Here is a 22752-nt window from a genome sequence, read left to right on the forward strand (position 1 = left end):
ACATCTGATCCAGACGAACGTATGAACACGCACGAGGAGACTTCGTGACGGACACGATCGACCCCGCCGCGCCCACGGGCGGCGGCGGAGAGGGTGGGGGCCGGGTCGAACCGGTCGACATCCAGCAGGAGATGCAGCGCTCGTACATCGACTACGCGATGAGCGTGATCGTCGGGCGGGCGCTGCCGCTGGTGGAGGACGGGCTCAAGCCGGTCCACCGCCGAGTCCTCTACTCGATGGGGGAGAACGGCTTCCGGCCCGACCGTGCCCCGGTCAAGTGCGCCCGCGTCGTCGGCGACGTGATGGGCAACTACCACCCGCACGGCGACTCGGCGATCTACGACGCCCTCGTGCGGCTGGCCCAGCCCTGGTCGATGCGCTACCCGCTGATCCAGGGGCAGGGCAACTTCGGCTCGCGCGGCAACGACCCGGCCGCGGCCATGCGGTACACCGAGTGCCGGCTCTCGCCGCTGGCGATGGCGATGCTCCAGGACATCGACGAGGAGACCGTCGACTTCCTGGACAACTACGACGGCAAGACCCAGGAGCCGGTCGTCCTGCCGTCGCGGGTGCCGAACCTGCTCATCAACGGCAGCTCCGGCATCGCGGTCGGCATGGCGACCAACATCCCGCCGCACAACCTGCGCGAGGTCGGCGCCGGCGTCGCCTGGTGCCTGGAGAACCCGGACGCCACCGACGACGAGCTCCTCGAAGCGGCGATGGAGCGGATCAAGGGGCCGGACTTCCCGACCTACGGCCTCATCGTCGGTCGCGACGGCATCGAGTCGGCCTACCGGACCGGGCGCGGCTCGGTGCGGATGCGCGCCGTCGTCGAGGTCGAGGAGGACACCAAGGGCCGCACCACCCTGGTGGTCACCGAGCTGCCCTACCTGGTGAACCCGGACAACCTCATCGAGTCGATCGCGGCCATGGTCCGCGACGGCAAGATCGCCGGGATCTCCGAGATCGTCGACGAGTCCTCCGACCGCATCGGCATGCGGATCGTCGTCACGCTCAAGCGCGACGCCGTCGCCAAGGTCGTGCTGAACAACCTGTACAAGCACACCCAGCTGCAGCACAGCTTCGGTGTGAACATGCTGTCGATCGTCGACGGCGTGCCGCGCACCCTGCGCCTCGACCAGATGATCCGGCACTACGTCCGGCACCAGATCGAGGTCATCGTCCGGCGGACCCGCTACCGGCTGCGCAAGGCCGAGGAGCGGGCCCACATCCTGCGTGGTCTGGTCAAGGCGCTCGACGCGCTCGACGAGGTCATCGCGCTGATCCGGGCGTCGGCCACGGTCGACGTCGCCAGGGCCGGCCTGATCGACCTGCTCGACGTCGACGACATCCAGGCCCAGGCGATCCTGGACATGCAGCTGCGACGGCTCGCCGCGCTGGAGCGCCAGAAGATCGTCGACGAGCTGGCCGAGATCGAGCGCGAGATCGCCGACTACCAGGACATCCTGGCCCGGCCCGAGCGGCAGCGGCAGATCGTCCGCGACGAGCTCGCCGAGCTCGTCGAGGCCCACGGCGACGACCGCCGCACCCGGATCGTCGGCTTCGACGGCGACGTCACCGACGAGGACCTGATCGCGGTCGAGGACGTCGTCGTCACGATCACCCGCACCGGCTACGCCAAGCGCACGAAGACCGACCTGTACCGCGCCCAGAAGCGCGGCGGGAAGGGCGTGCAGGGGGCGCAGCTGAAGCAGGACGACATCGTCAACCACTTCTTCGTCTGCTCCACGCACGACTGGATGCTGTTCTTCACCAATCGCGGGCGGGTCTACCGGCTCAAGGCCTACGAGCTGCCCGAGGCGAACCGCACCGCGCGCGGCCAGCACCTGGCGAACCTCCTGGCCCTGCAGCCGGAGGAGGAGATCGCCCAGGTCATGCAGATCAAGGACTACTCGGCGCGGCCGTACCTGGTGCTGGCCACCCGCAACGGCCTGGTGAAGAAGTCGCGCCTGACCGACTTCGACTCCAACCGGGCCGGCGGCCTCATCGGCATCAACCTGCGCGACGACGACGAGCTGGTCGGCGCCGTCCTCTGTTCGGGTGATGACGATCTGCTCCTCGTGTCCGCCGAAGGCCAGTCCATCCGGTTCACCGCGTCCGACGACGCGCTGCGCCCGATGGGCCGCGCGACCTCCGGCGTGCTGGGGATGCGGTTCAACGAGGGCGACAAGCTGCTGGCCCTCGGCGTGATCCGCCCCGACACCTACCTGCTCGTCGCCACCACCGGTGGCTACGCGAAGCGCACCCCGATCGAGGACTACCCCGTTCAGGGCCGTGGCGGGAAGGGAGTGTTGACCCTCCAGTACGACCGTCGGCGTGGCACGCTGGTCGGTGCGCTCATCGTCGGCATCGACGACGAGCTGTACGCGATCACCTCCACCGGCGGGGTCATCCGGACCTCCGCCCGCGAGGTGCGGAAGGCCGGCCGGCAGACGAAGGGAGTCCGCCTGATGAACCTGGGCGAGACCTCCACGCTGCTGGCCGTCGCCCGCAACGCGGAGGAGACCGAGGAGGACCCGGGCCAGCAGGCGTAGTGCCACGTCGGGTGGCCGGCCCGTGAGGGCCAGCCACCCGGCACACGCCGTGGGGCCGGGGTAGTACCGAGCGACGACCAGCGAGGAGAGCTCCCACTCGTGAGCACCGACGACCGCACCCCGTCGCAGGACGAGGCCCGCACCGTCGCCACCGACGCCGACCACGACCCGTCGACGGCGGCGGCCGACCACGTCCCCGGCCCGCGCGACGACGCCGCGGCCGAGCCGGCCGCGGCCTCGCCGCCCCCGTGGCGGCGGGTACCCGACATCCATGACGACCGCGACGGCGGCACCGTCGCGGACTCGCTGCTCAGCGAGGCCCCGACCGCGTTCATGACCGCACCCGGACCGAGTGCGGCCACCGGTGCGACGACCGCCGTCCGCGATCCGGAGCTGCACGAGAACGGCACGGGCCCGGCGGACCCGCCGCGCGCGTCGGTCCGCAACCGGCCCCCGCGCCAGGCGCTGCTGCAGCTCAAGCGGCTCGACCCGTGGTCGGTGCTCAAGATGGCCCTGGCGCTGGCCGTCGTGCTGTGGCTGGTCTGGATGGTCGCCGCGGGCGTCCTGTACGGCGTACTCGGCGGGATGGGCGTCTGGGACCGGCTCAACGGCACCTACGCCGACCTCGTCACCTCGCAGCAGGAGACCGGGGGGTCGCTGATCAGCGTCGGCCGGGTCTTCGGGCTCGCGGCCGTCGTCGGTGCGGTCAACAGCCTGCTGTTCGCGGTGGCCATCACCGTGGTCGCGTTCGTCTACAACGTGGCCGCTGACCTGGTCGGCGGCATCGAGGTCACGCTCTCCGAGCGGGACTGACCGGAGCGTCGTCGCGCACACCGCACGGGGCCGAGCGGCGGGGGACCCCCTCGTAACCCGCTCGACCCCGTGCGGTAGTGTTTCTCCTGTTGCACGGGCCTATAGCTCAGTTGGTTAGAGCGCATCGCTGATAACGATGAGGTCGCTGGTTCAAATCCAGCTAGGCCCACACCTTCCCCCTCCGACAGTCACTCGCGAGGAGACCTGCGATGAAGAAGCTGTTCGTGCTGGCCGTCGCTGCCGGTGCCGCGTACTTCGGCTGGTCCCGCCTCCGCGGTGTCGGGTCCGACGACCTGTGGCACGAGGCCACCACCCGCTGACTCCGCCTCCCGGGGTACCGTGGTCGGGACCCACCAGGGGACATAGCTCAATTGGCAGAGCACCGCCTTTGCAAGGCGGGGGTTAGGGGTTCGATTCCCCTTGTCTCCACCAGCAGAAACACACCTTCTCAGGTCTCCTCGTCCCCCTCGTGGGGCACATCCGGGGCACATGCCGCCGAGTCCATCCGGTCGGCGAGGTCGTCGAGCCGGTCCGGGAACAGGTGCCCGTAGAGGTCGAGCGTCATCGTCGCCGTCTTGTGCCCCAGCATCATCTGGACGACCTTGACGTCCGCTCCCGACGCGATCGCCAGCGACGCCGCGGTGTGCCGCAGCTCGTGCGGGTGGAAGCCGTCCGGCCCGACGCGGTCGACGGCAGGGTCGAAGACCGCTCACCTGCAGGACGCACTCGTGCGGGGACTCAACAGCAGCACATCGGGCGCCCGGTCTCCAGCGAGCGGCGCCGGCTCGCCGGAGACCTGCGCTTAGGTCACTGCCTCGGCGATGTTGCCCCGAATGTCCTGCACGGGGGCCGACGACTGGTGCTCGTCGACCCCCGCGAGATGAACGGTGAAACCGCGTACGACATCGCCGTACCTGCACTCGAGCTGAACTGCGACGACCTCGACACTGCCCGCGCTGCCAGCATCGTCCTGGGCAACGGAGACGACCCCGACCGCCCCGCGGCGTGGGCTGTCGTCGCCGACGCTTCGACCGCCTAACTGCGGGTCGTATCGCGACGGAGAACGACGACGTCCACAGCAGCGGTCAGTCCCAGGGTGTCCGGCAGCTCTTGCAGGACGCGGTCACGGTGGTCTGAGTCGATGTGATGGGCGCTGGGCCCCATGTCGACGAGCGCGCGCACCTGGTCGCGGCTCAGGGCGAGCCGCCACCTCACCGCTTGCCGAGCAACCTCGGTGAAGCCCTCGAAGGCGTGCCGGAGCCGGTCCGCCTTGCGGGGGTCGACGCCGATCGTGCCGAGGCGGCTGCGCAGCTCGCGCAGATGCTCCGCGCCCGCCGTCGCCATGATCAGGACCCCGTCGCTGCTCAGCACACGGTCGATCTCGCCCGGTGTCCGCGGGCCGAAGACGTTCAGCACGACATCGGCTGACCGCGACGCGAGTGGCAGTGGTTGCCACATGTCTGCTCCGACAGCGGCAGCTCTGGGATGAGCGCGGCTCGCACGCCGCAGTGCTGCGGCTGACAGATCCAGGGTCGCGCCCCACGCTGCAGGAAGTGCGTCGAGGGTTGAGGCGAGGTAGAAGCCGGTACCTCCGGCGAGGTCGGCGACGAGCCCGGTCTGTCGTGGGGCGTGCTCGACGGCGAATGCTGTGATCGTCGAGCGCACCGCCTCGAAGTGGCCTTTGCCCAGGAACGATTCTCGGGCCGTCACCATGTCCGCGGTGTCTCCACGGTGGCGGCGCCGGCCGGACAGCAACGTGAGGTAGCCAGGCCGGGCGATGTCGAAGGAATGGCCCGCCCGGCAACGGACCGTCCTGCCGTCTCGGCACAGCACGGCGGCATGGCACAACGGGCACCGCAGCCGTCCGAGCACGGCGTCCAGCGGGGTCGGGTATGAGGAAGCGCCGTCAGCGTGGCAGCCGACGGCCGGAGTGGTCTCCACAGTCGCGTGGTCCCTGTACGTGGAAGCGGGAACGCGGCGGTGGCACGTCTACACGACGAGCCCATGTCGGCACGGGTGAGAGGCCGTCGGACCTAGCAGGGTCGGACGGCGGGGTGCACCGCCTCAGGCGGTGCGGGGGCGCTTCGCGAGCGGGAGCCACATGCTCCTGAGCCTACCTACCTGGCCGATGACCAACGTCAAGCATCAGCCGGGACACGACAGCGCCGCCAGCGCTCTGTCGGGTCTCACCTGATGCTTGACGTTCCTGTCCCGGGTGATGGTTGACGTTCGGGCTAGGAAACTGTGCGGTCTGTCTGGGCCTTGAGATTACGGATCGCGCCGGTGCTGGTGCGGGTGACGGTGCGGTGGGCGCCGTCGGCGAGGTCGACGGTGATGGTGTGTTCGGCGACGTGGGCGGTGACCAGGGTCCGGGCCTGATCACGTCCGAGCGCGATGAGTTGGCGGGCGATCATGATGGTGCCGGTGGTCGAGACCCGGCGGGTGACAGTCACCGGTTCGACCGACGGGCGTGGTGGTGGTCCGGCGGGGCGGGCGCCGCGCAGGTGGCGGGCCTGGTCGTAGGTCAGCGGGTTCGGCCTGGTCCGGAGAAGTTCACGGGTTTCGGGGTCGAAGATCAGCAGGACGTGGTCCTCGATGCGGATGGTGACCCGGCGGCCGCCGAGGATCTCCGCGGCGAGGTTCCAGCGTCCACCGAAGCTGATCAGGCCCTGGGCGGAGACGGTGCGGTCGACCTCGATCGCGGTCCCGTCGGGCTCGACCGGTGGTAGCGGTGGCGGGCCGGCGGGCCGGCCTCCGGTCGCGGCGAGGGTGGCGAGCTGGTCCTCGGTGTAGGGGGAACGGACGGTCTTGATCCGGGCCCCGCCGGCGGTGAGGTGGATGACCTGGGTGTCGGCCCAGAACGTGACGGTGACCCCGGCCCGGAGCGGACCGAGCCAGAACTGTTTGCCGAGAACGGCGAGGTTTCCCGAGGCGGGGACGACCCGTTCGAACTCCACCGGTCCGCCCCGATAGACCTCGATCTCGGTGCTCGGCTCGTCGTCCGGGGCCGGGGCGGGGTGCTCGGAATGTGGGGTCGGGGCGGGCGCGGTGGTGAGTCGGGCGGGCAGCCGCAGCGGGAGCAGGTCCTCGTCGCCGCGCTGGTGCTGGCTGGGAGCGAAGCGGTCGACCGGGCAGGCCATGTCGATGGCCTGGTGCGGGCGGGTGCAGTTGTAGGTGGTGATCCAGGAGTCCAACGCCGCCTGCGCCGCGGTCAGGGTGTCGAAGGGATCGGTGTGGTCGAGCAGCTCCCGGCGCAGGGTCTGGTGGAACCGCTCGACCTTCCCGGTCGTGGTCGGGGTCGCGGGCTGGGTGAGGCGGTGGGTGATGGCGTTGTCACGGCAGATCCGGTCGAACAGGACCTCGCCGCCGCGGCCGAAGCGGGCGGTGAACTGTTTGCCGTTGTCGGTCAGGACCTCGTCGGGGATGCCGTAGCGGCGCAGCGCGTCGGCGAAGGCCAGACAGACCGCGCGGCCGGTGGCCCGGACCATGACGGTGGCGATGACGGCGAAGCGGGAATGGTCATCGACCCCGGTCACAATCTTGGCCTCGGTCACGGTGCCGTCGGGCTGGCGGAGGTGGATGCCGCCGACGATGTCGAGCTGCCACAGCTGCATCGGGGCGGGGCGTTCCCAGCGGCGATAGTCCGAGCGGCGTCTGCGTCGGCGGCGGGGTTCGACCAGGCCGTTGCGGTGCAGGATCCTCGCCACCGTGCTGCGCGAGGGGGCCTGGGCGCCGAAGCGGGGGCCGAGTTCATGGGCGATGCGTCGGGGCCCCCAGCGGGGGTTGCCGCGGCGCATCTCGCAGACCGCGACCTCCACCTGCTCGGATGCCTGGTGAGGGCAGGAGTCCGGGCGGTGTGAGCGCGAGGCGAGGCCGGCCAGGCCTTCGGCGCGGTAGCGGGTGATCCAGGTGTGCAGGGTCTGTCGGGAGACGCCGAACTGAGCCGCGACCTGGTAGCGCGGTTCGCCTTGCTCGACGGCCAGCACGGCGCGGTAGCGCTGCTCGACCACGGTCATGTCCACCAGGGCCAATCCCGGCCTCCCACCACCCGCTGACCAGCACGGACAGCGGACAGGAAAGCCGATCAGGCCCGAACGTCAAGCATCAGGTGAGACCGGAACGTCAAGCATCAGCCGGGACACGACAGCGCCGCCAGCGCTCGCCGTGTCTAGACCTTCCGTTCGGTATCAAGCGGCGCCTCCGGCGCCGCGCGGAGCATGCGGCCTCCGGCCGGTCACCGCGCGGCGGGCGGTTCCCGATACATGAAAACCAATGGTGTGACTCAGGGCCATACGGGTGAAGTTGTTGTGACTCTGGGGGTGGGGACTCCGAACCAGCGCAAGGCTCTGAGCGGGAAAACCAGGACCTGTCCACAGAAGTATCCATAGATGCATCCCCAAGACGGGGGACGTGATGGACGCGGAGCGCGCTGGTGTCGTCGGAGGTGCCCGCTACAGTTAGAGAACGCCTCGGGGAACCGCTCCGCGGCGGCCGCCCGAGGCGTTGTCTGTGTACCTGTGGCAAGGACACGGTAACTCCTCACGCTGAACCGCGCGACAGTGGGGCGGACGTGTCTGTGCGCGCATTTGGAGTAACCGTGTCCACTGACGACACCATGCAGGCTAGGGGCCTGGGCGTTTTCGCCGACTACGTCAACTCTGTCGGTTCTGGCCGGATGAAGATCATCGAGGACCAGTGGAAGCGGTTCAACGACCCTGACAGCGGGGCCAAGCAGGCGTACGGTCCGGCGCTGGCCGGGCTCCGCCACGCGGTCCGAAGCGGTGACGACCTGGAGCTGCGCCGGATGATCTTCCGAGCCAGCCGGACGATGGTCCGCTCCTACGAGGAGTTGGCTGCGGGGATGCAGGGTTTCCTGGCCAGGTCGCGTCCCGAGTGGGTCTCGACGAACAACGCCACCTGGACGTGGGCAACCCTGCCGATCAACGTCAACCAGCATGTCGGGATGCGCCTCAGCGGGGTGGAGACCGTCGTGCACCTCTACCTCAAGCAGACGCCTCTGACGGCACAGGGCGCGACCAAGGTCATCTGGCGCACACTCCAGCTCACCGTCGACCAGACTCGTCCGCATGCGGCGGTGGCTGTTCTGGACGTTCGGCGCGGCAAGCTGTGGAAGCCGACGCCGATCAAGAAGATCCGGGCTCTCGACGCGTGGATTGAGTCGGAGGCGTTGGGCTACATCGAGCACTGGCGGCGCAGCGCGGCTTGACGGTCCTGGTTCCTGGGGTGGTCGGGCGAGTCCTGATCACCCCAGGAACGTGGTGCGCCCGTAGGCATATGGCGTTGCACTAAGAGGTCGCGCGGATTGATCACAGCTGGGTCGCGGCCGGGTGTCGATGGTGAGGGGCGGGCACGGGCCTGTCGATCATGAAGTTGTTGACTCTTCGTGATCGTCTGGAGGCCGCGTGCCCGCCCTGCCATCATGGTTGACCGAGCCGTTGTGGGACCAGTTCGCCGCGCTGCTGCCGCCCCGGGTCGAGTTCGATCCCACTCATCCGTGGGGCTGTCACCGCCGCCGGATCGCGGATCGGGTCGTGTTCGACAAGCTCCTGCAGGTGCTGCGGTTCGGCTGCCCGTATCAGGGCGTCTCCGACAGCACCTGCTCGGCGACCACCATCCGCGATCGCCGTGACGAGTGGATCCGGCTCGGGGTCTTCGCCCAGCTACGCCGGATCGCCCTGGACGCCTACGACCGCATCGTCGGCCTGTTGCTTGACGACGTTGCCGTCGACGGCGCCATCACCAAGGCCCCCGGCGGCGGTGAGGTCGCCGGACCGTCACCGGTTGACCGGCGTAAACAGGGCATGAAGCGATCGGTGCTCGTCGAGGGCCATGGCATCCCACTGGGCCGGGTCCTGGCCGGGGCACACCGCCACGACTCCCCGCTACTGGGCCCCACTCTCGACCACCTCGACGCTCTCGGCCCGCTGCCCGACGACATCACCGTGCACCTCGACGCCGGCTATGACTCCGGTAAGACCCGCGACACACTCACCGAACGGGGCCTGCACAGCGAGATCGCGCGCAAGGGCGAGAAAGCACCGATCCAGGCCACCCAACGCTGGCACATCGAGCGCACCAACGCCTGGCACAACAGCTTCAACCGGCTGCAGCGCTGCTACGAACGCCGCGAAACCGTCGTCGACGCGTTCTTCGACCTCGCCGACACCATCATCACACTCCGTAGCCTGATCCGGCAGGCCTGGACCACGCACCGCTGGGACAGCCGACCACACCGCCGCCCATGATCATCCATCAATCCGCGCGACCTCTAAAGCAGCTCCAGGTGGACTCCCGGCACCGCCAGTCCGTCTAGGCTCAACTGACGGGTGGCCGCATTGCTTGATCCCGAGCAGCCCTCGCCGGGCGGGCAAGTCTCCGGAATGGCACTCAGCAAGCACAGGGGGAGCGGCTGGCGCCGGGGCACATCGGGGGCACATCCGCCCCGGAACGGCCCGATACCCGCTGACACGACGTGGCAGCGGGTGGGCTGGTGATCGGGGCCGCCGAGCAGGACGCACAGGCAGGCGGCGAGCTTGGTTCGCGTTTGCAAGGCGGTGTCCGCGTCGGGCGGCGACGCTGAGCTGTGAGGTCACCCGGGCCCGACCGGCGCGGCGCAGCGGCATCAGGTACACCACGAGAGCGACGTGGCCGAGGTAGTTGGTGCCGAACTGCCGCTCGAACCCGTCGACGGTCGTGGTCCGCCGGGGAGGGGACATGACGCCGGCGATGTCGCGGGTGCGAGACACGATGTCTCCCTGATGGGTGAGGCCTGCGAGGGACGAGCCGGATGCGTGGCGGGTCAGGTCCCATCGGCACCGCGGGAGCTGACCGCGCGACGTGCGGCGACGAGCGTGACCGCGGCGAGCGCTGCGAAGACCGGAGCGGCCCCGACGCTGAGCGCGGCGAGGACGGCGGGCTGGTCCGCCAGGTAGGCCAGGGCGCGCAGGGTGAGGTTGAGCGCGTGGAGCACGACGCCGACCAGCGTGGTGACGGTGTAGATGCGCATCAGCCGGGAGTGGTCGCGCCAGTCGTCGGGGCCGCCGACCAGGCGGTTGAACAACGTCCCGGTCACCGGCCGACGGACGAGGACCGAGCCGAGGAACAGCACGCCGAGCGCGGCGGGGATCAGGGTGGGCAGCAGGAAGAACGCCCGTGCCTCCCCGGAGAATCCGGCGACGGCTGCGCACACCGCGGCGACCGCCAGACCGACGACGGCCGCCCGCAGTGATTCCCGGCGGGCCAGGCGCACCCCGAACGTCACCGGCGCCGCCACGGCGAGTGCGACGAAGGCCCAGGTCAGACCGCCCACCGCGTCGGCGACCACGAAGGCGACGGTCGGTACGGCGGCGAGGAGGATGCCGAGCCCGCCACCGGATCGCTCCAGGCTGGTGCGCATCGCGGCGCCGAGCGTCGCGGCCGGGGCCTGCCCGTCCGAGCGGCGGTCCTCCGGGCGATCCGATGGGACGGTCGCGGTCGGGTCGAGCGACACGAGTTCGTTCGGCACGGTGGGCTCCTCGGCTCGGCGGGGGGGGGTGTGCCGACCACGTTCGTCGCTGTGCAGGTCGGTAGCCACGGCCTGACGATCCGTGGCTGAGCGGTCCGACCCGGAGCCGGTGGGGAGGATCGGCAGTCCGTGGCTACGCCCCGCGCGTCGCGGTAGGAACGAATCGGTGAGCGACCGAGAGGCGGCGCGGATGATCGACCGGACGGGCCTGGCGCAGTTCCTGCGCCGGCGTCGTGAGGTGCTCCAACCGGAGGACGTCGGACTGCCGCGGGGGCAGCGGCGCCGCACCAGCGGGCTGCGCCGGGAGGAAGCCGCGGCCCTGTGCCACATGTCGACCGACTACTACGCGCGCCTCGAACGGGAGCGCGGCCCGCGGCCGTCGGAGCAGATGATCGCCGCGATCGCCCAGGGCCTGCACCTGTCGCTCGACGAGCGCGACCACCTGTTCCGGCTCGCCGGCCAGCACCCACCAGCCCGCGGAACGGGCGGCGACCACATCGGACCCGGGCTGCTGCGCATCCTCGACCGGCTCGTCGACACCCCCGCCGAGATCGTCACCGAGCTCGGGGAGACGCTGCGCCAGACGTCACTGGGGGTCGCGCTCACCGGCGACACGACCGGGTTCACCGGGCCGAGGCGGAGCGTCGGCTACCGCTGGTTCACCGAGCCCGCAGCCCGCAGGCGCCACCCACCGGAGGACCACGCGCTGCTGTCGCGGCGCTACGTCTCGGGCCTGCGCGCGGTCGCGGCCCGGCGCGGACCGGACTCCCGCGCGGCCCGGCTCGCCGAGCTCCTCCACCCGCACAACGAGGAGTTCCGCACGCTGTGGGACGCCCACGAGATCGGCGTCCGGTCCGACGACCTCAAACGGCTCGTCCACCCCGAGGTCGGCGCGCTGGAACTGCACTGCCAGACGTTGCTCGATCCCGAGCAGTCCCACCTGCTGCTGGTCTACACCGCCGTACCGGGCAGCGAGACGCACGAGAAGCTGCAGCTCCTCTCGGTCATCGGCGCACCGTCCCCCGCCTGGCACGGTGAGCCGGCCGGGCCGTGACCCGCGACGCCAGGGTGGTCAGCGCGGCCCGGCGCCGATCCCGCGCACCAGCCCGGACAGCAACACCTTCGACAGTCCCTTGGCCAGCAACGCCTCCCCGACGGGCAGCCGCTTGTCGGCCTCCACGGCGTAGGTGATCTCGGTGCCGGCGCCGACCGGTCGCAGCGTGACCTCGCCCCGGTAGTTCTTCAGCGGCACCCCGGCGATCGCGCGGTAGCCCAGCCGTCGCCCCGGCTCGAACGCGGTGACCTCCTCGACGATCGGCCCCGGTGACCCGATCCCGACCTTGCGCACCGTCCCGACCCCGTTCGGCTCCGGCTCGCCCGCCCGGGTGATCTCCACCTTCAGGCCCGGCGCCCAGGTCGACATGCCCTCGTGGTCGGACAGCACCGACCACACCGCCTCGGGCGTCGCGGACACGGTGCGGACGGACGTCGCTCTGATCATGTGCGGAACTTACTGACGGGTAGAAGAAAAATCGAGCGGCGGTGTCGAGAACGTGCGTCCGGTTCCGTCCCCGGGGTGAACGCGGCCAGGATGGGCCGCGACGAGCACCGAGGAGATCCACCATGGCCAAGTACCTGCTGCTCAAGCACTACCGCGGAGCCCCGGCCCCGAAGAACGACGTGCCGATGGACCGCTGGGCGCCCGAGGAGGTCACCGCGCACATCCGCTTCATGCAGGACCTCGCGGAGGACCTGAAGCGCTCCGGGGAGTTCGTCGACGCCCAGGCGCTCGCTCCCGAGGGCACCTTCGTCCGCTACGACGGCGAGGGCCGCCCGCCCGTCACCGACGGTCCGTTCGCCGAGACCAAGGACCTCGTCGCCGGCTGGATGATCATCGACGTCGACAGCTACGAGCGGGCCGTCGAGGTGACCGGTGTGCTGTCGGCGGCGCCCGGTGCCGGTGGGGAGCCGATCCACGAGTGGATCGAGCTGCGCCCGTTCCTCGAGGCCCCGCCGACCGTCACGGAGTGAGCATGGACGCCGCGCTGCTGCGCGGTCTCGTACCGGAGGTCCTCGGGATCCTCGGCCGTCGCGGGGTGGGCTTCGCGGCGGCCGAGGACGCCGTGCAGGACGCCCTGGTCGAGGCCCTGCGGACCTGGCCGGCCGACCCGCCCCGGGACCCGAAGGGCTGGCTGGTGGCGGTGGCCTGGCGCCGCTTCCTCGACGCCACCCGGTCGGAGACCGCGCGTCGTGGCCGGGAGGAGCGGGCCGAGGCCGAGCCGGTGCCGGGTCCGGCGTCGGACCACGACGACGCGCTCGAGCTGTACTTCCTCTGCGCGCACCCGTCGCTGTCGCCGTCGTCGGCGGTCGCGCTCACCCTGCGGGCCGTCGGCGGGCTCACCACCCGCCAGATCGCCGCGGCCTACCTGGTGCCCGAGGCGACGATGGCGCAGCGGATCAGCCGCGCCAAGCGCACCGTCGCGGGGGAGCGGCTCGACCGACCCGGCGACGTCGCGACCGTCCTCAGGACGCTCTACCTGGTGTTCAACGAGGGCTACTCCGGCGACGTCGACCTCGCCGCGGAGGCGATCCGGCTGACCCGGCGTCTCGCGGCGTCGGTCGACCATCCCGAGGTCGCCGGCCTGCTCGCGCTGATGCTGCTGCACCACGCCCGCCGCGCCGCCCGGACCGGTCCGGCCGGCGAGCTGGTGCCGCTGGCCGAGCAGGACCGTGGCCGCTGGGACACCGCGCTGATCACCGAGGGCGTGGCGGTGCTGCAGGCCGCGCTGGCCCGTGACCGGCTGGGGGAGTTCCAGGCCCAGGCGGCCGTCGCCGCCCTGCACGCCGACGCGCCGGCGGCCGAGGAGACCGACTGGCCCCAGATCGTCGAGTGGTACGACGAGCTGGTCCGGCTCACCGGCAGCCCGGTCGCCCGGCTGAACCGCGCCGTCGCGGTCGGGGAGGCCGACGGGCCACGGGCAGGCCTGGCGGCACTCGCCGACCTCGACCCGACGCTGCCCCGCTGGACCGCGGTCAGCGCCCACCTCCACGAACGCGCGGGGGAGCGGGCCACGGCCGCACGTCTCTACGCCGAGGCCGCGGCGCTGGCGTCCTCCACCGCCGAACGGGACCACCTGACCCGGTGTGCCGCCCGGCTCCACTCCGGATCGGCGAGCTGAACCGCATCGTCACAACTGACGATCGCCTGGATTCCTCGGCACACCGACGGGACGCCGACGCGATGCGGTGCGAGGATCACGTGAATGAGCCTGGTGTCGGATCCCGTCGCGGTCACGGTCGCGGCACCGTCGCCGCTGGAATCGCCTGCCCGGCTGGCCGCGGTCCGCGCCACCCGGCTGCTCGACACCGGGCCGGAGGAGGCGTTCAACCGGCTGACCAGGCTGGTCTCGGTGGTCCTCGGGACCCCGGCGGTCATGCTGACCGTCGTCGACGAGGTCCGGACCTTCCTCAAGGGCACGCCCGAACCGGCACGGATCGTCGGGCCGGACGGAGTCTGGTCGGCGCCCGTCGAGGACAGTGGGTGCAAGGTCGTCGTCGAGTCCGACGGGGAGATCTGCGCCGGAGACGTGCAGGCCGAGCCGCGGCTGCGCGACCTGAGCCTGATCACCGAGTTCGGGGCGGCCGCCTGGCTCGGGGTACCGGTGCGCGACCCCGCGGGCCAGGTCGTGGGCAATCTCTGCGCGATGGACGTCGTCGCCCGGGAGTGGACCCCGCTGCACCGCGAGACCATCCGGACCCTGGCCGACGCCGTCGAGGGCGAGATCGCGCTGCGCCTGGCCCTGCGCGAGACCGAGCGGCAGGCGCTCGCGGCCGCCCGCCACGCCGCCGAGGCCGAGACGCTGGCCCGGACGCTGCAGGAGTCGCTGCTGCCCGCACGGCCCCCGCGGCTGCCCGGGATCGACATCGCGGCCCGTTTCCTGCCGGGCGGTTCCGGTGTGGAGGTCATGGGCGACTTCTACGACGCGGTCCCCACCCCGGACGGCGTCGCCGTGGTGATCGGCGACGTCCAGGGCAAGGGCTCCGCCGCCGCCCGGACGACCGCGCTGGCCCGCTCGGCCACGCGTACCGCCGCACACGTCGAGGACGACCCGGTCGCCGTGCTCCGCACCGTCAACGACGTCCTGCACGTCTGGTTCGACGGCCGCATCAGCTTCGTCACCGCCGCGCTCGCGTCGCTGCGTCGCGGTCCCTCCGGCACCTGGCACGCCGACCTCGCCTCGGCCGGCCACCCACCCGTCCTCGTCCGACGGGCCGACGGCACCGCCGAGTTCCACGGCGGCGGCGGGCTGGTGCTCGGTATCGGCACCACGCCGATGGTGGCCCACGAGACGGTCACCCTCGCGCCGGGCGACAGCCTCGTGCTCTACACCGACGGCATCACCGAGGCGCACGTGCGCGGGCACTGGGAACAGCTGGAGGAGGAGGGTGCCCGGCGCACGCTGGCCTCGCTCGTCCCGGGCGCCGACGCCGACACGATCGCGCGCGCCCTCACCGGCGCCGCCCTCGCACACTGCGGCGGCCACCTCAGCGACGACGCCGGTGTCGTCGTCGTGCAGGTCGAGGAGCCCGCCGCCGTCGACGCCGACCGGGTCGTCACCGAGCACGTCCCGCACGCCGGGGTCGGCCGGGAGACGCGGCGTTCCGCGGAACGCGTCCTGACCGGCTGGGACCTCGCCCCGGGCAGCCTCGCCGACGCAATGCTGGTCGTCGAGGAGCTGGTCGCGAACGTCGTCGACCACGCCCGCACCCCGTTCCGCCTGACCCTGGTCCGGACCGGGGACGCCCTGCGGATCGAGGTCGAGGACGAGGACTCCGGCAGCCCGCTGCTCCAGCCGCTCGACGTGCGGGCGGCGCGCGGGCGCGGCCTGCAGCTCGTCGACGCCGTCGCGCAGTCGTGGGGCTGCGACACCCGCGGCGGCGGCAAGCGGGTGTGGGCCGAGCTCCCCACGCGCTGACCCCGTCCCCGGAGGCGTTCTCTCCTCGGGCATTGCGTGTCGATCTGAGACAGGTCGGTCCGGCGGCGTCGGGGATCGGCCACGCTGGGCCTGTGGAGGACGAGCACGACGTCGTGGTCGTCGGCGCCGGGGTCGCGGGGCTGTACGCGCTGCACCTGCTGCGACGGCGTGGTCTGCGGGTCACCTGTGTCGACGCCGCCCCCGAGCTCGGCGGCGTCTGGCACCACCAGCGGTTCCCGGGTGCCCGCATCGACACCGAGGGCGCGGCGTACCAGTACCTGTTCTCCGACGACCTGTACCGCGACTGGGGCTGGAGCGAGCGCTTCCCGGCCGGGTACGAGGTGCTGCGCTGGCTGCGGTTCGTCGCCGACCGGCTCGATCTGCACCGCGACCTGCGACTGTCCACACCGGTCACCGCCGCCCGCTGGGACGGCGGGCGCTGGCGGGTGCGCACCGGCGACGGCGAGCTGTCGGCACGGTTCCTGGTCCGCTGCACGGGCGCGTTCACCGCGCCCCGCACCGACGCCGTCCCCGGCCGGTCGGACTTCGCCGGGCCGGTCGTCCACACCGGAGCGTGGCCCGCCCGCGGGCCCGAGTTCGACGGGCTGCGGGTGGGTGTCGTCGGCTGCGGGCCGAGCGCGGTCCAGCTGGTCCCGGCGCTGGCCGGCCGGGTCGGCGGGGTCACCGTCCTGGCCCGGACCCCGCGTTTCGTGCTGCCCGCGGCCAACCCGATGTACGGCTGGCCGGAGCGCGCGGCCTACCGCGACCGCCTGCCCGCGATGCGCGAGGCGGTCCGGTCCACGGTGTCGGGCACCGTGCACCCATCTGTCCACAGAGGACTACACAGCCTGGGGACCGCCTACGACGAGGACCCGCTGTCGCTGCACCCGACCCGGCTCGCCGGGTTCGCGTCGGACCCGGCGCTGCGGGCCGCGGCGGCCGCCGTCGTCCGCGACCGGATGCGGGCGCGACTGGGCGACGACCGTCTCGCGGCGGCGCTGGTCCCGGACGGCGACGACTACGGCCTGCGCCCCGTCGCCACCGACCAGGGCTGGCTGGAGACCTTCCACCGCGACGACGTCGAGGTGGTCCCCGTCGGGCGGAACCCGGTCGTACGGATCCGGCCGGAGGGGGTCGAGCTGGCCGACGGGACCGTCGTCGGGCTGGACGCGATCGTGCTGGCCACCGGGTTCGACCCGACCGCGACCCGCGCCGGGATCGACGTCGTCGGACGCGACGGGCGGCTGCTCGGCACCGGGCCGGGCCTGCTCGGTCTCGCGCACCCCGGCTTCCCGAACCTGTTCGCGCCGCTGGCGCCGACCCTCGGGTACGGCAACGACGCGGCCTGCCTGCAGAGACAGGTCGAGTGGGTGGACCGGGCGATCGGCGACCTCGACGCCGGCGGCCTGTCGACGATCGAGGCGCTGTCGTGCCCGGCGGAGCCGGTCGCGCCGTACGCGGTGCCCGGCGGGGTCGCGGGCGTGCTGCGGGCCTGCGACGACGAGGGCGTCGCGGGCTACCCCTCGTTCGAGCGGCGCTGACCGTTCAGCCGCACGTCCGGCTCCGGTACGCCGAACAGCATGTTCCGGGACGGGACCGGCTCCTCGGGGATCCGGTCGACGACGTCGAACAGGTCCATCGCGCCGGTCACCTGGAGGGCGCGCCGCGCGGGCCGGCTCGACCCGCAGTGCACCCGCAGTCGCTTGCCCTCGGCACCCATCATGTCGCGCGACTGGAGCAGCGAGTTCAGCCCCGCCGTCCCCAGGAAGTCCACGCGGGACAGGTCGAGGATCAGTTCGGGGCCCGCCTCGGACCAGATGCCCATCTCGACCCAGAGATCGGGCGAGGTGTCGTCGTCGATGGCGCCGATCGCGTGCAGCACGGTGGCGCCCGCCGGGTGGCTGGACTGCTCGAACCGCAACGTCGGCCCGGGAACGGCGGCGTGCGCGGCATCCGGAGCGGAGCGGTCGTCGTCCGCCATGGTCGGCCCCTTTCCGCCCCCGGGATCTCCGGGGCGTCCGACCAGCATCGCAGCGGGTGGCCGTCGCCGCATGTGCTGATCGGGGGCGGCCCGGGCGCGTAGCCTTCGCATCCGACCGCCGACCACCCGCGGGGGCGATCCTCCCGCCGGGACCCGAAGGACCACCGTGAGCGCTACGACCCTCTCCGCCGCCGCGATCGCCGGGATGATCGACCACGCGATCCTCAAGCCCGAGCTGACCCGCACCGAGGTCGACGCCCAGCTCGACGTCGCCGCCCGCTACCGCATCTTCTCCGTCTGCGTGCGCCCGTCCGACGTCGCGCACGCCGTCGCCCGGCTCGCGGGGACCGGCGTCGCCGTCGGCACCGTGATCGGGTTCCCGCACGGCACGACCAGCACCGCGGCCAAGGTCGCCGAGGCGCGGCAGGCGATCGCCGACGGTGCCGTCGAGCTCGACATGGTGCTGAACATCGGCCGGCTGCGCAGCGGCCTGACCGACGACGTCGAGGCCGACATCCGGGCCGTCGTCGAGGCCGCCGACGGCCGCGTCGTGAAGGTGATCCTGGAGACCGCCCTGCTGTCCGACGACGAGGTGGTCGCCGGCTGCCGGGCCGCCGAGTCGGCGGGCGCCGCCTTCGTGAAGACCTCCACCGGTTTCGCCGGCGGGGGTGCCACGCCCGAGCACCTCGCGCTCATGCGCGCCACCGTCGGACCGCAGGTGCAGGTCAAGGCCTCCGGCGGGGTCCGCGACCTCGACACCGTGCTCGCCTTCCACGCCGCGGGCGTCACCCGCTTCGGTACCAGCGGCACCGCCACGATCCTCGACGACGCGGCGGCCCGCGACGCCGGCGGCGACGCGGCGGCCCGGGTGGACGACGCGTCCTACTGAGAGGGCTGCCGCGCGGCACCCCGGGTCGCCGGATCTGCGAAGCTGGTCCGAGCACGTTCCCGTGAGCCGGAGGAGACCCATGGCGAAGCAGCCCCTCCCGAGCTCCTGGTCGCCCGCGGGCGTCACCGGGACGCTGATCGGCGCCGCCCTCGGCACGGTCGGCGCCGCCGTGGAGATCGGTCGACGGCTGCCCGGCTGGCTGGCCGAGGCCCCGCGTGCGGTCGAGGCCATGCCGTCGGTGGCGGCCGAGGTCGCCGCGCTCCCGCGGCGCATCGCCGGTGTCGACGCCGCGCTGACCGGTCTGGCCCCGGTGCTCGACGACGTGCTCGGCCGGGTCGTGACACTGTGGGATGACCCGGTGACCGTCGAGCGGATCGACCGGCTGACCGCGGCCGTGGTCGAGCTGGCCGGAGCCGCCGGACCGCTGCGCGAGCTGGCCGGCGCCCGCGACGACCTGCACCAGCTCGCCGGGCTGCGGGAGGACCTGCACCACCTGGCGAGCGTGCGGGAGGACCTGCGGGAGCTCGCCGCCGTCCGCAGCGACCTGCACGAGCTGGCCGCCGCGGTCGGGCCGCTGCGCGAGCTCGGCGCGGCGGTGGCCTCGCTGCGGGAGCTGGCGGGGGCCGTCGGGCCGCTGTCGGAGCTGGCGGGCGCGGTCGACGCGCTGCGTGAGCTCGCCACTGCCGTCGGGCCGCTGGCCGAGCTGGGCACGGCGGTGGAGTCGCTGCGCGAGCTGAGCGCGGCGGTCGGACCGCTGACCGAGCTGGCCGCGGTCCGCGAGGATCTGCACGAGCTGGCCGGCGCCGCGGCACCGCTGCGGGAGCTGGCACCGGCCGCGGGTGACCTCGCCGCGCTCGCCGGGGCCGTCACGTCGCTGCAGCGCCTCGCCGACGCCGTCGCCCCGCTCCAGGAGCTCGCCGCCACCCGCGCCGACCTGGCGCAGCTGGCCGGCGCGGTGGAGCCGCTGCGGGAGCTGGCCGCGGCGCGCGAGCACCTGGAGAGCCTCACCGGCGCCGTCCCCGCGGTGCACGAGCTGGCGGCGACCCGGGCCGACCTCGCACGTCTGGCCGAGGCGGTCGGACCGTTGCAGGAGCTCGCCCGCACCCCCGGTGACCTCGCGGCCCTCGCCGGGGCGGTCGAGCCGCTGCGGGCGCTGGCGACGGTACGCGAGGACCTCGCGACACTGGCCGCGGCCACCGGAGACCAGGGCGCCGTCCGGCGGATCGCGGCGGCCGTCGCCGACGCCGATGCCGACGGGACCCCGCGGCTGGCCGCCCTGGACGTCAACCTCGCGCAGGCCGCGAGCCAGCTGACCGCCGTCGCCCCGGACCTGCGCTCGGTCGCGGCCCGCATCGACGCGCTCGACCGGCAGATCGGCATGCTGGCCGACGCGCTCGCGCCGCTGCAGGGCACCACCGAGCGGATCGGCCGCATCGTCGACCGGCTGCCGGACCGCACCCGGCGACTCGTGACGCGGCCGGCGACGGAGGGCTGACCGCACGGTGGCGCCGGCGGCTCACCCGCGCAGGCGTTCCAGTCCCGGCCAGACCAGGGTCATCAACGTCGAGGCGAGGTCGTCGGGGTCCGCGCCGTCGCCCGCCCAGTCGGCCAGTCCCTCGGCCGCGCCCGCCAGCGCCGCCGCGAGCGGGGCGGTGACCGTCGCCGGGTCCACGCCCGCGGGGACGGCCAGCTCGGCCGCCAGCAGCCGCGCCACCCGGTCGACGATCCGGGTGCGTGCCGCGTGCACCTCGTCCGCGAGCGCGCCGGTGCGGGCCTGGCGGTAGAGCACCGACCAGCCGTCGCGGTGGGTGGTCACGCTGGCGAAGAACGCCCGGAGACCGCGGTGCAGGCGCACCTCGGCGTCGACCGGCGCCCCGGCCGCGGCTCCGGAGACCGACTCCAGCAGTCGGTCGGCCTCGCGGCGGATGCACCGCCGCAGCAGCTCCTCCTTCGAGCCCCCGCCGTGCGTGTAGACCATCGGCTTCGACAGCCCCGCCTCGTCGGCGACGCCGTCCATCGACGCGTCGTGGAACCCGTCCCGGGAGAACACGCGCACCGCCGCGTCGAGGACCTGCTTCTCGCGCTGCGCGGGCGGGAGCCTGCGACGGGGTGCAGATGCCATCTCGACAGCTTAGCTACTGCTGCGTAAAGTACGCCTCGTCCCGAGCCGGTACGGCGAGTACCGGACACTTGTGTGAACCACGGCGAGGTGGAACGAGCGATGGCCGACACGGTCGACATCAACGAGCTGGGTCGCAGCGTCGACCCGAAGTCCCTGTCCGACGAGCAGCTGATCGCGACGCTCGGGACGGCTCTGCGCGACGGGAACGCGAAGAACGTCGACCCGTCGCTGTTCGCCCGCCTGGTCAAGACCGCGTCGAAGCAGCAGCTGGCGACCGTGATGTCGTCCGAGGTCCGCCGACCGGTGCTCGAGGCGATCTTCGGCCGGATGAGCGAGTTCTACTCGTCCAAGGGCGCGACCGGGAACCGGCAGGTCGTGCACTGGCACATCAAGGACGGCTCGACGGTCGACAGCTTCCAGACCGTGATGCAGAACGGCACCTGCACGGTCACCGAGGGCACCGACGAGGACCCCCGCACCGCGCTGACCATGCCCGGCACCGAGTTCCTCAAGGTCGCGACGAACAACGCCAACCCGGTGACCCTGTTCATGACGCGCAAGCTCAAGGTCTCCGGCGACGTCGGCTTCGCGACCGCCCTGTAGAAGATGTTCCAGATCCCGTCTGCCTGACGAGAACCGCGACCGACCAGCGGAGAGCTGAGATGACTTCCTTCGAACTGTCCGAGGAGCACCGCGAGCTGCAGGAGTGGGTGCACGGCTTCGCCGCCGACGTCGTGCGCCCGGCCGCCGCCGAGTGGGACGAGCGCGAGGAGACCCCGTGGCCGATCCTGCAGGAGGCCGCGAAGATCGAGCTCTACAACTTCGAGACCCTCGCCTCCTTCTGGGGTGACGAGACCGGCCTGTCCATGCCGCTGGTCAACGAGGAGCTCTTCTGGGGCGACGGCGGCATCGGCATGGCGATCTTCGGCACCACCCTCGCGGTGGCCGGCATCTTCGCCTCGGGCACGCCCGAGCAGATGGTCGAGTTCATCCCGCAGTGCTACGGCGACGCCTCCGAGCCGCAGGTCGGAGCGTTCTGCTCGTCCGAGCCCGAAGCCGGCTCCGACGTCTCGGCGATGCGTACCCGCGCCGTCTACGACGAGGCGAAGGACGAGTGGACCCTCACCGGCCAGAAGGCCTGGGCCACCAACGGCGGCATCGCGAACATCCACGTGGTGCAGGCCGTCGTCGACCCCGCGCTGGGGAGCAAGGGGCAGGCCGCGTTCGTCGTCCCGCCGAAGACCCCCGGCCTGGAGTCCACCCGCAAGATCAAGAAGATGGGTCTGCGCGCGTCGCACACCGCGGACGTCTTCCTCGACGACGTGAAGCTCCCCGGCTCGTGCCTGCTCGGCGGCAAGGAGAAGCTGGACGAGCGGCTCGCCCGCGCCCGGTCGGGGGAGAAGTCGACGGGCTCCGCCGCGATGCAGACCTTCGAGCTGTCCCGTCCGACGGTCGGCTCGCAGGCGATCGGCATCGCCCGCGCCGCCTACGAGTACGCCCTGGAGTACGCCAAGGACCGGGTCGCCTTCGGCCGCCCGATCATCGAGAACCAGGCGATCTCCTTCACCCTCGCGGACATGAAGACCGAGATCGACGCCGCCCGGCTGCTCGTGCACCGGGCCGCGTGGATGGGGCGCAACAACGTCCCGTTCACCGCGGGCGAGGGGTCGATGTCCAAGCTCAAGGCCGGCCGGGTCGCGGTGTGGGCCACCGAGCGGGCCATCCAGATCCTCGGCGGCGCGGGCTACTCGCGCGAGCACCCGGTGGAGCGGATGCACCGCGACGCGAAGATTTACGACATCTTCGAGGGCACCGAGCAGATCCAGCAGCTCGTCATCGCCCGCGCGATCTCCGGGAAGCACCTGTCGTGACCTCGGCGGTCCGGTCCGCC

At 72.2% G+C, this 22752-nt stretch carries 22 protein-coding genes, 2 tRNA genes and 1 pseudogene; 17 read left to right on the forward strand and 8 right to left on the reverse strand.

Annotation, left to right across the window (positions count from 1 at the left end; all coding sequences use genetic code 11):
- The first annotated feature begins 44 nt into the window (after window positions 1-44).
- The 5 genes from gyrA (at window position 45) to Ae717Ps2_RS27055 (ending at window position 3800) form a co-directional block, all read left to right on the forward strand.
- Window positions 45-2555, forward strand: coding sequence for a DNA gyrase subunit A (gyrA, locus tag Ae717Ps2_RS27040; protein ID WP_075309275.1), 2511 nt, complete (start codon window positions 45-47; stop codon window positions 2553-2555).
- Between the two features lie 99 nt (window positions 2556-2654).
- Window positions 2655-3368 (forward strand): DUF3566 domain-containing protein, encoded by a 714-nt coding sequence (locus Ae717Ps2_RS27045; RefSeq protein WP_083695422.1) that lies wholly within the window; start codon window positions 2655-2657, stop codon window positions 3366-3368.
- A 95-nt stretch (window positions 3369-3463) separates the two neighbouring features.
- Window positions 3464-3537 (forward strand) — tRNA-Ile (locus tag Ae717Ps2_RS27050).
- Between the two features lie 40 nt (window positions 3538-3577).
- The gene (locus Ae717Ps2_RS39390) at window positions 3578-3688 is read left to right on the forward strand and encodes a DLW-39 family protein (RefSeq protein WP_020628481.1); all 111 of its coding nucleotides are present in this window, start codon (window positions 3578-3580) and stop codon (window positions 3686-3688) included.
- 36 nt (window positions 3689-3724) lie between these two features.
- Window positions 3725-3800 (forward strand) — tRNA-Ala (locus Ae717Ps2_RS27055).
- A gap of 16 nt (window positions 3801-3816) precedes the next feature.
- Here Ae717Ps2_RS27055 and Ae717Ps2_RS27060 read toward each other — a convergent pair.
- Together Ae717Ps2_RS27060 and Ae717Ps2_RS39395 are read right to left on the reverse strand one after the other, a co-directional pair.
- Window positions 3817-3960 carry a hypothetical protein gene (locus Ae717Ps2_RS27060; RefSeq protein ID WP_233147688.1) on the reverse strand — a complete coding sequence of 48 codons (144 nt, stop codon included), beginning with the start codon at window positions 3958-3960 and terminating at the stop codon, window positions 3817-3819.
- A pseudogene (locus Ae717Ps2_RS39395) lies at window positions 3961-4020 on the reverse strand (integrase); the annotation flags it as partial. It abuts the gene before it with no gap.
- Here Ae717Ps2_RS39395 and Ae717Ps2_RS36445 point away from each other — a divergent pair.
- Window positions 4012-4407, forward strand: coding sequence for a hypothetical protein (locus tag Ae717Ps2_RS36445; RefSeq protein WP_139318878.1), 396 nt, complete (start codon window positions 4012-4014; stop codon window positions 4405-4407). The pseudogene Ae717Ps2_RS39395 and the gene Ae717Ps2_RS36445 overlap by 9 nt on opposite strands.
- On the opposite strand, the gene Ae717Ps2_RS36450 is transcribed toward Ae717Ps2_RS36445, so the two are convergent.
- The gene (locus tag Ae717Ps2_RS36450; protein ID WP_139319221.1) at window positions 4404-5240 is read right to left on the reverse strand and encodes a putative RNA methyltransferase; all 837 of its coding nucleotides are present in this window, start codon (window positions 5238-5240) and stop codon (window positions 4404-4406) included. The two genes, Ae717Ps2_RS36445 and Ae717Ps2_RS36450, sit on opposite strands and share 4 nt — an antisense overlap.
- 362 nt (window positions 5241-5602) lie before the next feature.
- Window positions 5603-7384 (reverse strand): IS481 family transposase, encoded by a 1782-nt coding sequence (locus Ae717Ps2_RS27075; protein ID WP_217695641.1) that lies wholly within the window; start codon window positions 7382-7384, stop codon window positions 5603-5605.
- Between the two features lie 581 nt (window positions 7385-7965).
- Between Ae717Ps2_RS27075 and Ae717Ps2_RS27080 the strand changes: the two genes are divergently transcribed.
- Window positions 7966-8595 (forward strand): hypothetical protein, encoded by a 630-nt coding sequence (locus tag Ae717Ps2_RS27080; protein WP_075309269.1) that lies wholly within the window; start codon window positions 7966-7968, stop codon window positions 8593-8595.
- A gap of 196 nt (window positions 8596-8791) precedes the next feature.
- Window positions 8792-9634 (forward strand): IS5 family transposase, encoded by an 843-nt coding sequence (locus tag Ae717Ps2_RS27085; protein ID WP_075329730.1) that lies wholly within the window; start codon window positions 8792-8794, stop codon window positions 9632-9634.
- Window positions 9635-10188: 554 nt separating this feature from the next.
- Here the strand turns inward: Ae717Ps2_RS27085 and Ae717Ps2_RS27095 are convergent.
- The gene (locus Ae717Ps2_RS27095) at window positions 10189-10893 is read right to left on the reverse strand and encodes a DUF3159 domain-containing protein (RefSeq protein ID WP_139320141.1); all 705 of its coding nucleotides are present in this window, start codon (window positions 10891-10893) and stop codon (window positions 10189-10191) included.
- A gap of 190 nt (window positions 10894-11083) precedes the next feature.
- Here Ae717Ps2_RS27095 and Ae717Ps2_RS27100 point away from each other — a divergent pair, with 190 nt between their 5' ends.
- Window positions 11084-11947: a helix-turn-helix transcriptional regulator gene (locus Ae717Ps2_RS27100; RefSeq protein ID WP_075309267.1), complete on the forward strand. Its 864-nt coding sequence runs from the start codon at window positions 11084-11086 to the stop codon at window positions 11945-11947.
- 18 nt (window positions 11948-11965) lie between these two features.
- Here Ae717Ps2_RS27100 and Ae717Ps2_RS27105 read toward each other — a convergent pair whose 3' ends face one another.
- A complete protein-coding gene (locus tag Ae717Ps2_RS27105; RefSeq protein ID WP_198932239.1) occupies window positions 11966-12394 on the reverse strand; it encodes an SRPBCC family protein in 429 nt (142 codons plus the stop codon).
- A 122-nt stretch (window positions 12395-12516) separates the two neighbouring features.
- Between Ae717Ps2_RS27105 and Ae717Ps2_RS27110 the strand changes: the two genes are divergently transcribed.
- The 4 genes from Ae717Ps2_RS27110 (at window position 12517) to Ae717Ps2_RS27125 (ending at window position 17410) form a co-directional block, all read left to right on the forward strand.
- Window positions 12517-12924 carry a YciI family protein gene (locus Ae717Ps2_RS27110; RefSeq protein ID WP_075309265.1) on the forward strand — a complete coding sequence of 136 codons (408 nt, stop codon included), beginning with the start codon at window positions 12517-12519 and terminating at the stop codon, window positions 12922-12924.
- Between the two features lie 2 nt (window positions 12925-12926).
- The gene (locus Ae717Ps2_RS27115; RefSeq protein ID WP_020625419.1) at window positions 12927-14072 is read left to right on the forward strand and encodes an RNA polymerase sigma factor; all 1146 of its coding nucleotides are present in this window, start codon (window positions 12927-12929) and stop codon (window positions 14070-14072) included.
- Between the two features lie 84 nt (window positions 14073-14156).
- Window positions 14157-15869 carry a SpoIIE family protein phosphatase gene (locus tag Ae717Ps2_RS27120; protein WP_075334032.1) on the forward strand — a complete coding sequence of 571 codons (1713 nt, stop codon included), beginning with the start codon at window positions 14157-14159 and terminating at the stop codon, window positions 15867-15869.
- A gap of 92 nt (window positions 15870-15961) precedes the next feature.
- Window positions 15962-17410 (forward strand): NAD(P)/FAD-dependent oxidoreductase, encoded by a 1449-nt coding sequence (locus tag Ae717Ps2_RS27125; RefSeq protein ID WP_158071550.1) that lies wholly within the window; start codon window positions 15962-15964, stop codon window positions 17408-17410.
- Here the strand turns inward: Ae717Ps2_RS27125 and Ae717Ps2_RS27130 are convergent.
- Window positions 17386-17850, reverse strand: a complete 465-nt coding sequence (locus tag Ae717Ps2_RS27130) for an STAS domain-containing protein (RefSeq protein ID WP_075334033.1) — start codon at window positions 17848-17850, stop codon at window positions 17386-17388. The genes Ae717Ps2_RS27125 and Ae717Ps2_RS27130 overlap by 25 nt on opposite strands.
- A gap of 166 nt (window positions 17851-18016) precedes the next feature.
- Between Ae717Ps2_RS27130 and deoC the strand changes: the two genes are divergently transcribed.
- Both deoC and Ae717Ps2_RS27140 read left to right on the forward strand, forming a co-directional pair.
- The gene (gene deoC, locus Ae717Ps2_RS27135) at window positions 18017-18739 is read left to right on the forward strand and encodes a deoxyribose-phosphate aldolase (RefSeq protein ID WP_020625415.1); all 723 of its coding nucleotides are present in this window, start codon (window positions 18017-18019) and stop codon (window positions 18737-18739) included.
- Between the two features lie 79 nt (window positions 18740-18818).
- Window positions 18819-20234 carry a hypothetical protein gene (locus Ae717Ps2_RS27140; RefSeq protein WP_075334034.1) on the forward strand — a complete coding sequence of 472 codons (1416 nt, stop codon included), beginning with the start codon at window positions 18819-18821 and terminating at the stop codon, window positions 20232-20234.
- A 21-nt stretch (window positions 20235-20255) separates the two neighbouring features.
- On the opposite strand, the gene Ae717Ps2_RS27145 is transcribed toward Ae717Ps2_RS27140, so the two are convergent.
- The gene (locus Ae717Ps2_RS27145) at window positions 20256-20861 is read right to left on the reverse strand and encodes a TetR/AcrR family transcriptional regulator (protein WP_043279680.1); all 606 of its coding nucleotides are present in this window, start codon (window positions 20859-20861) and stop codon (window positions 20256-20258) included.
- 99 nt (window positions 20862-20960) lie between these two features.
- Here Ae717Ps2_RS27145 and Ae717Ps2_RS27150 point away from each other — a divergent pair, with 99 nt between their 5' ends.
- Window positions 20961-21464 carry an SCP2 sterol-binding domain-containing protein gene (locus Ae717Ps2_RS27150; RefSeq protein ID WP_083702510.1) on the forward strand — a complete coding sequence of 168 codons (504 nt, stop codon included), beginning with the start codon at window positions 20961-20963 and terminating at the stop codon, window positions 21462-21464.
- 59 nt (window positions 21465-21523) lie between these two features.
- Complete coding sequence (locus Ae717Ps2_RS27155) at window positions 21524-22732, forward strand: acyl-CoA dehydrogenase family protein (protein WP_075309255.1); 1209 nt, start codon at window positions 21524-21526, stop codon at window positions 22730-22732.
- The last annotated feature ends 20 nt before the right edge of the window (window positions 22733-22752 follow it).

Source organism: Pseudonocardia sp. Ae717_Ps2, assembly GCF_001932475.1.
Taxonomy (GTDB): domain Bacteria; phylum Actinomycetota; class Actinomycetes; order Mycobacteriales; family Pseudonocardiaceae; genus Pseudonocardia.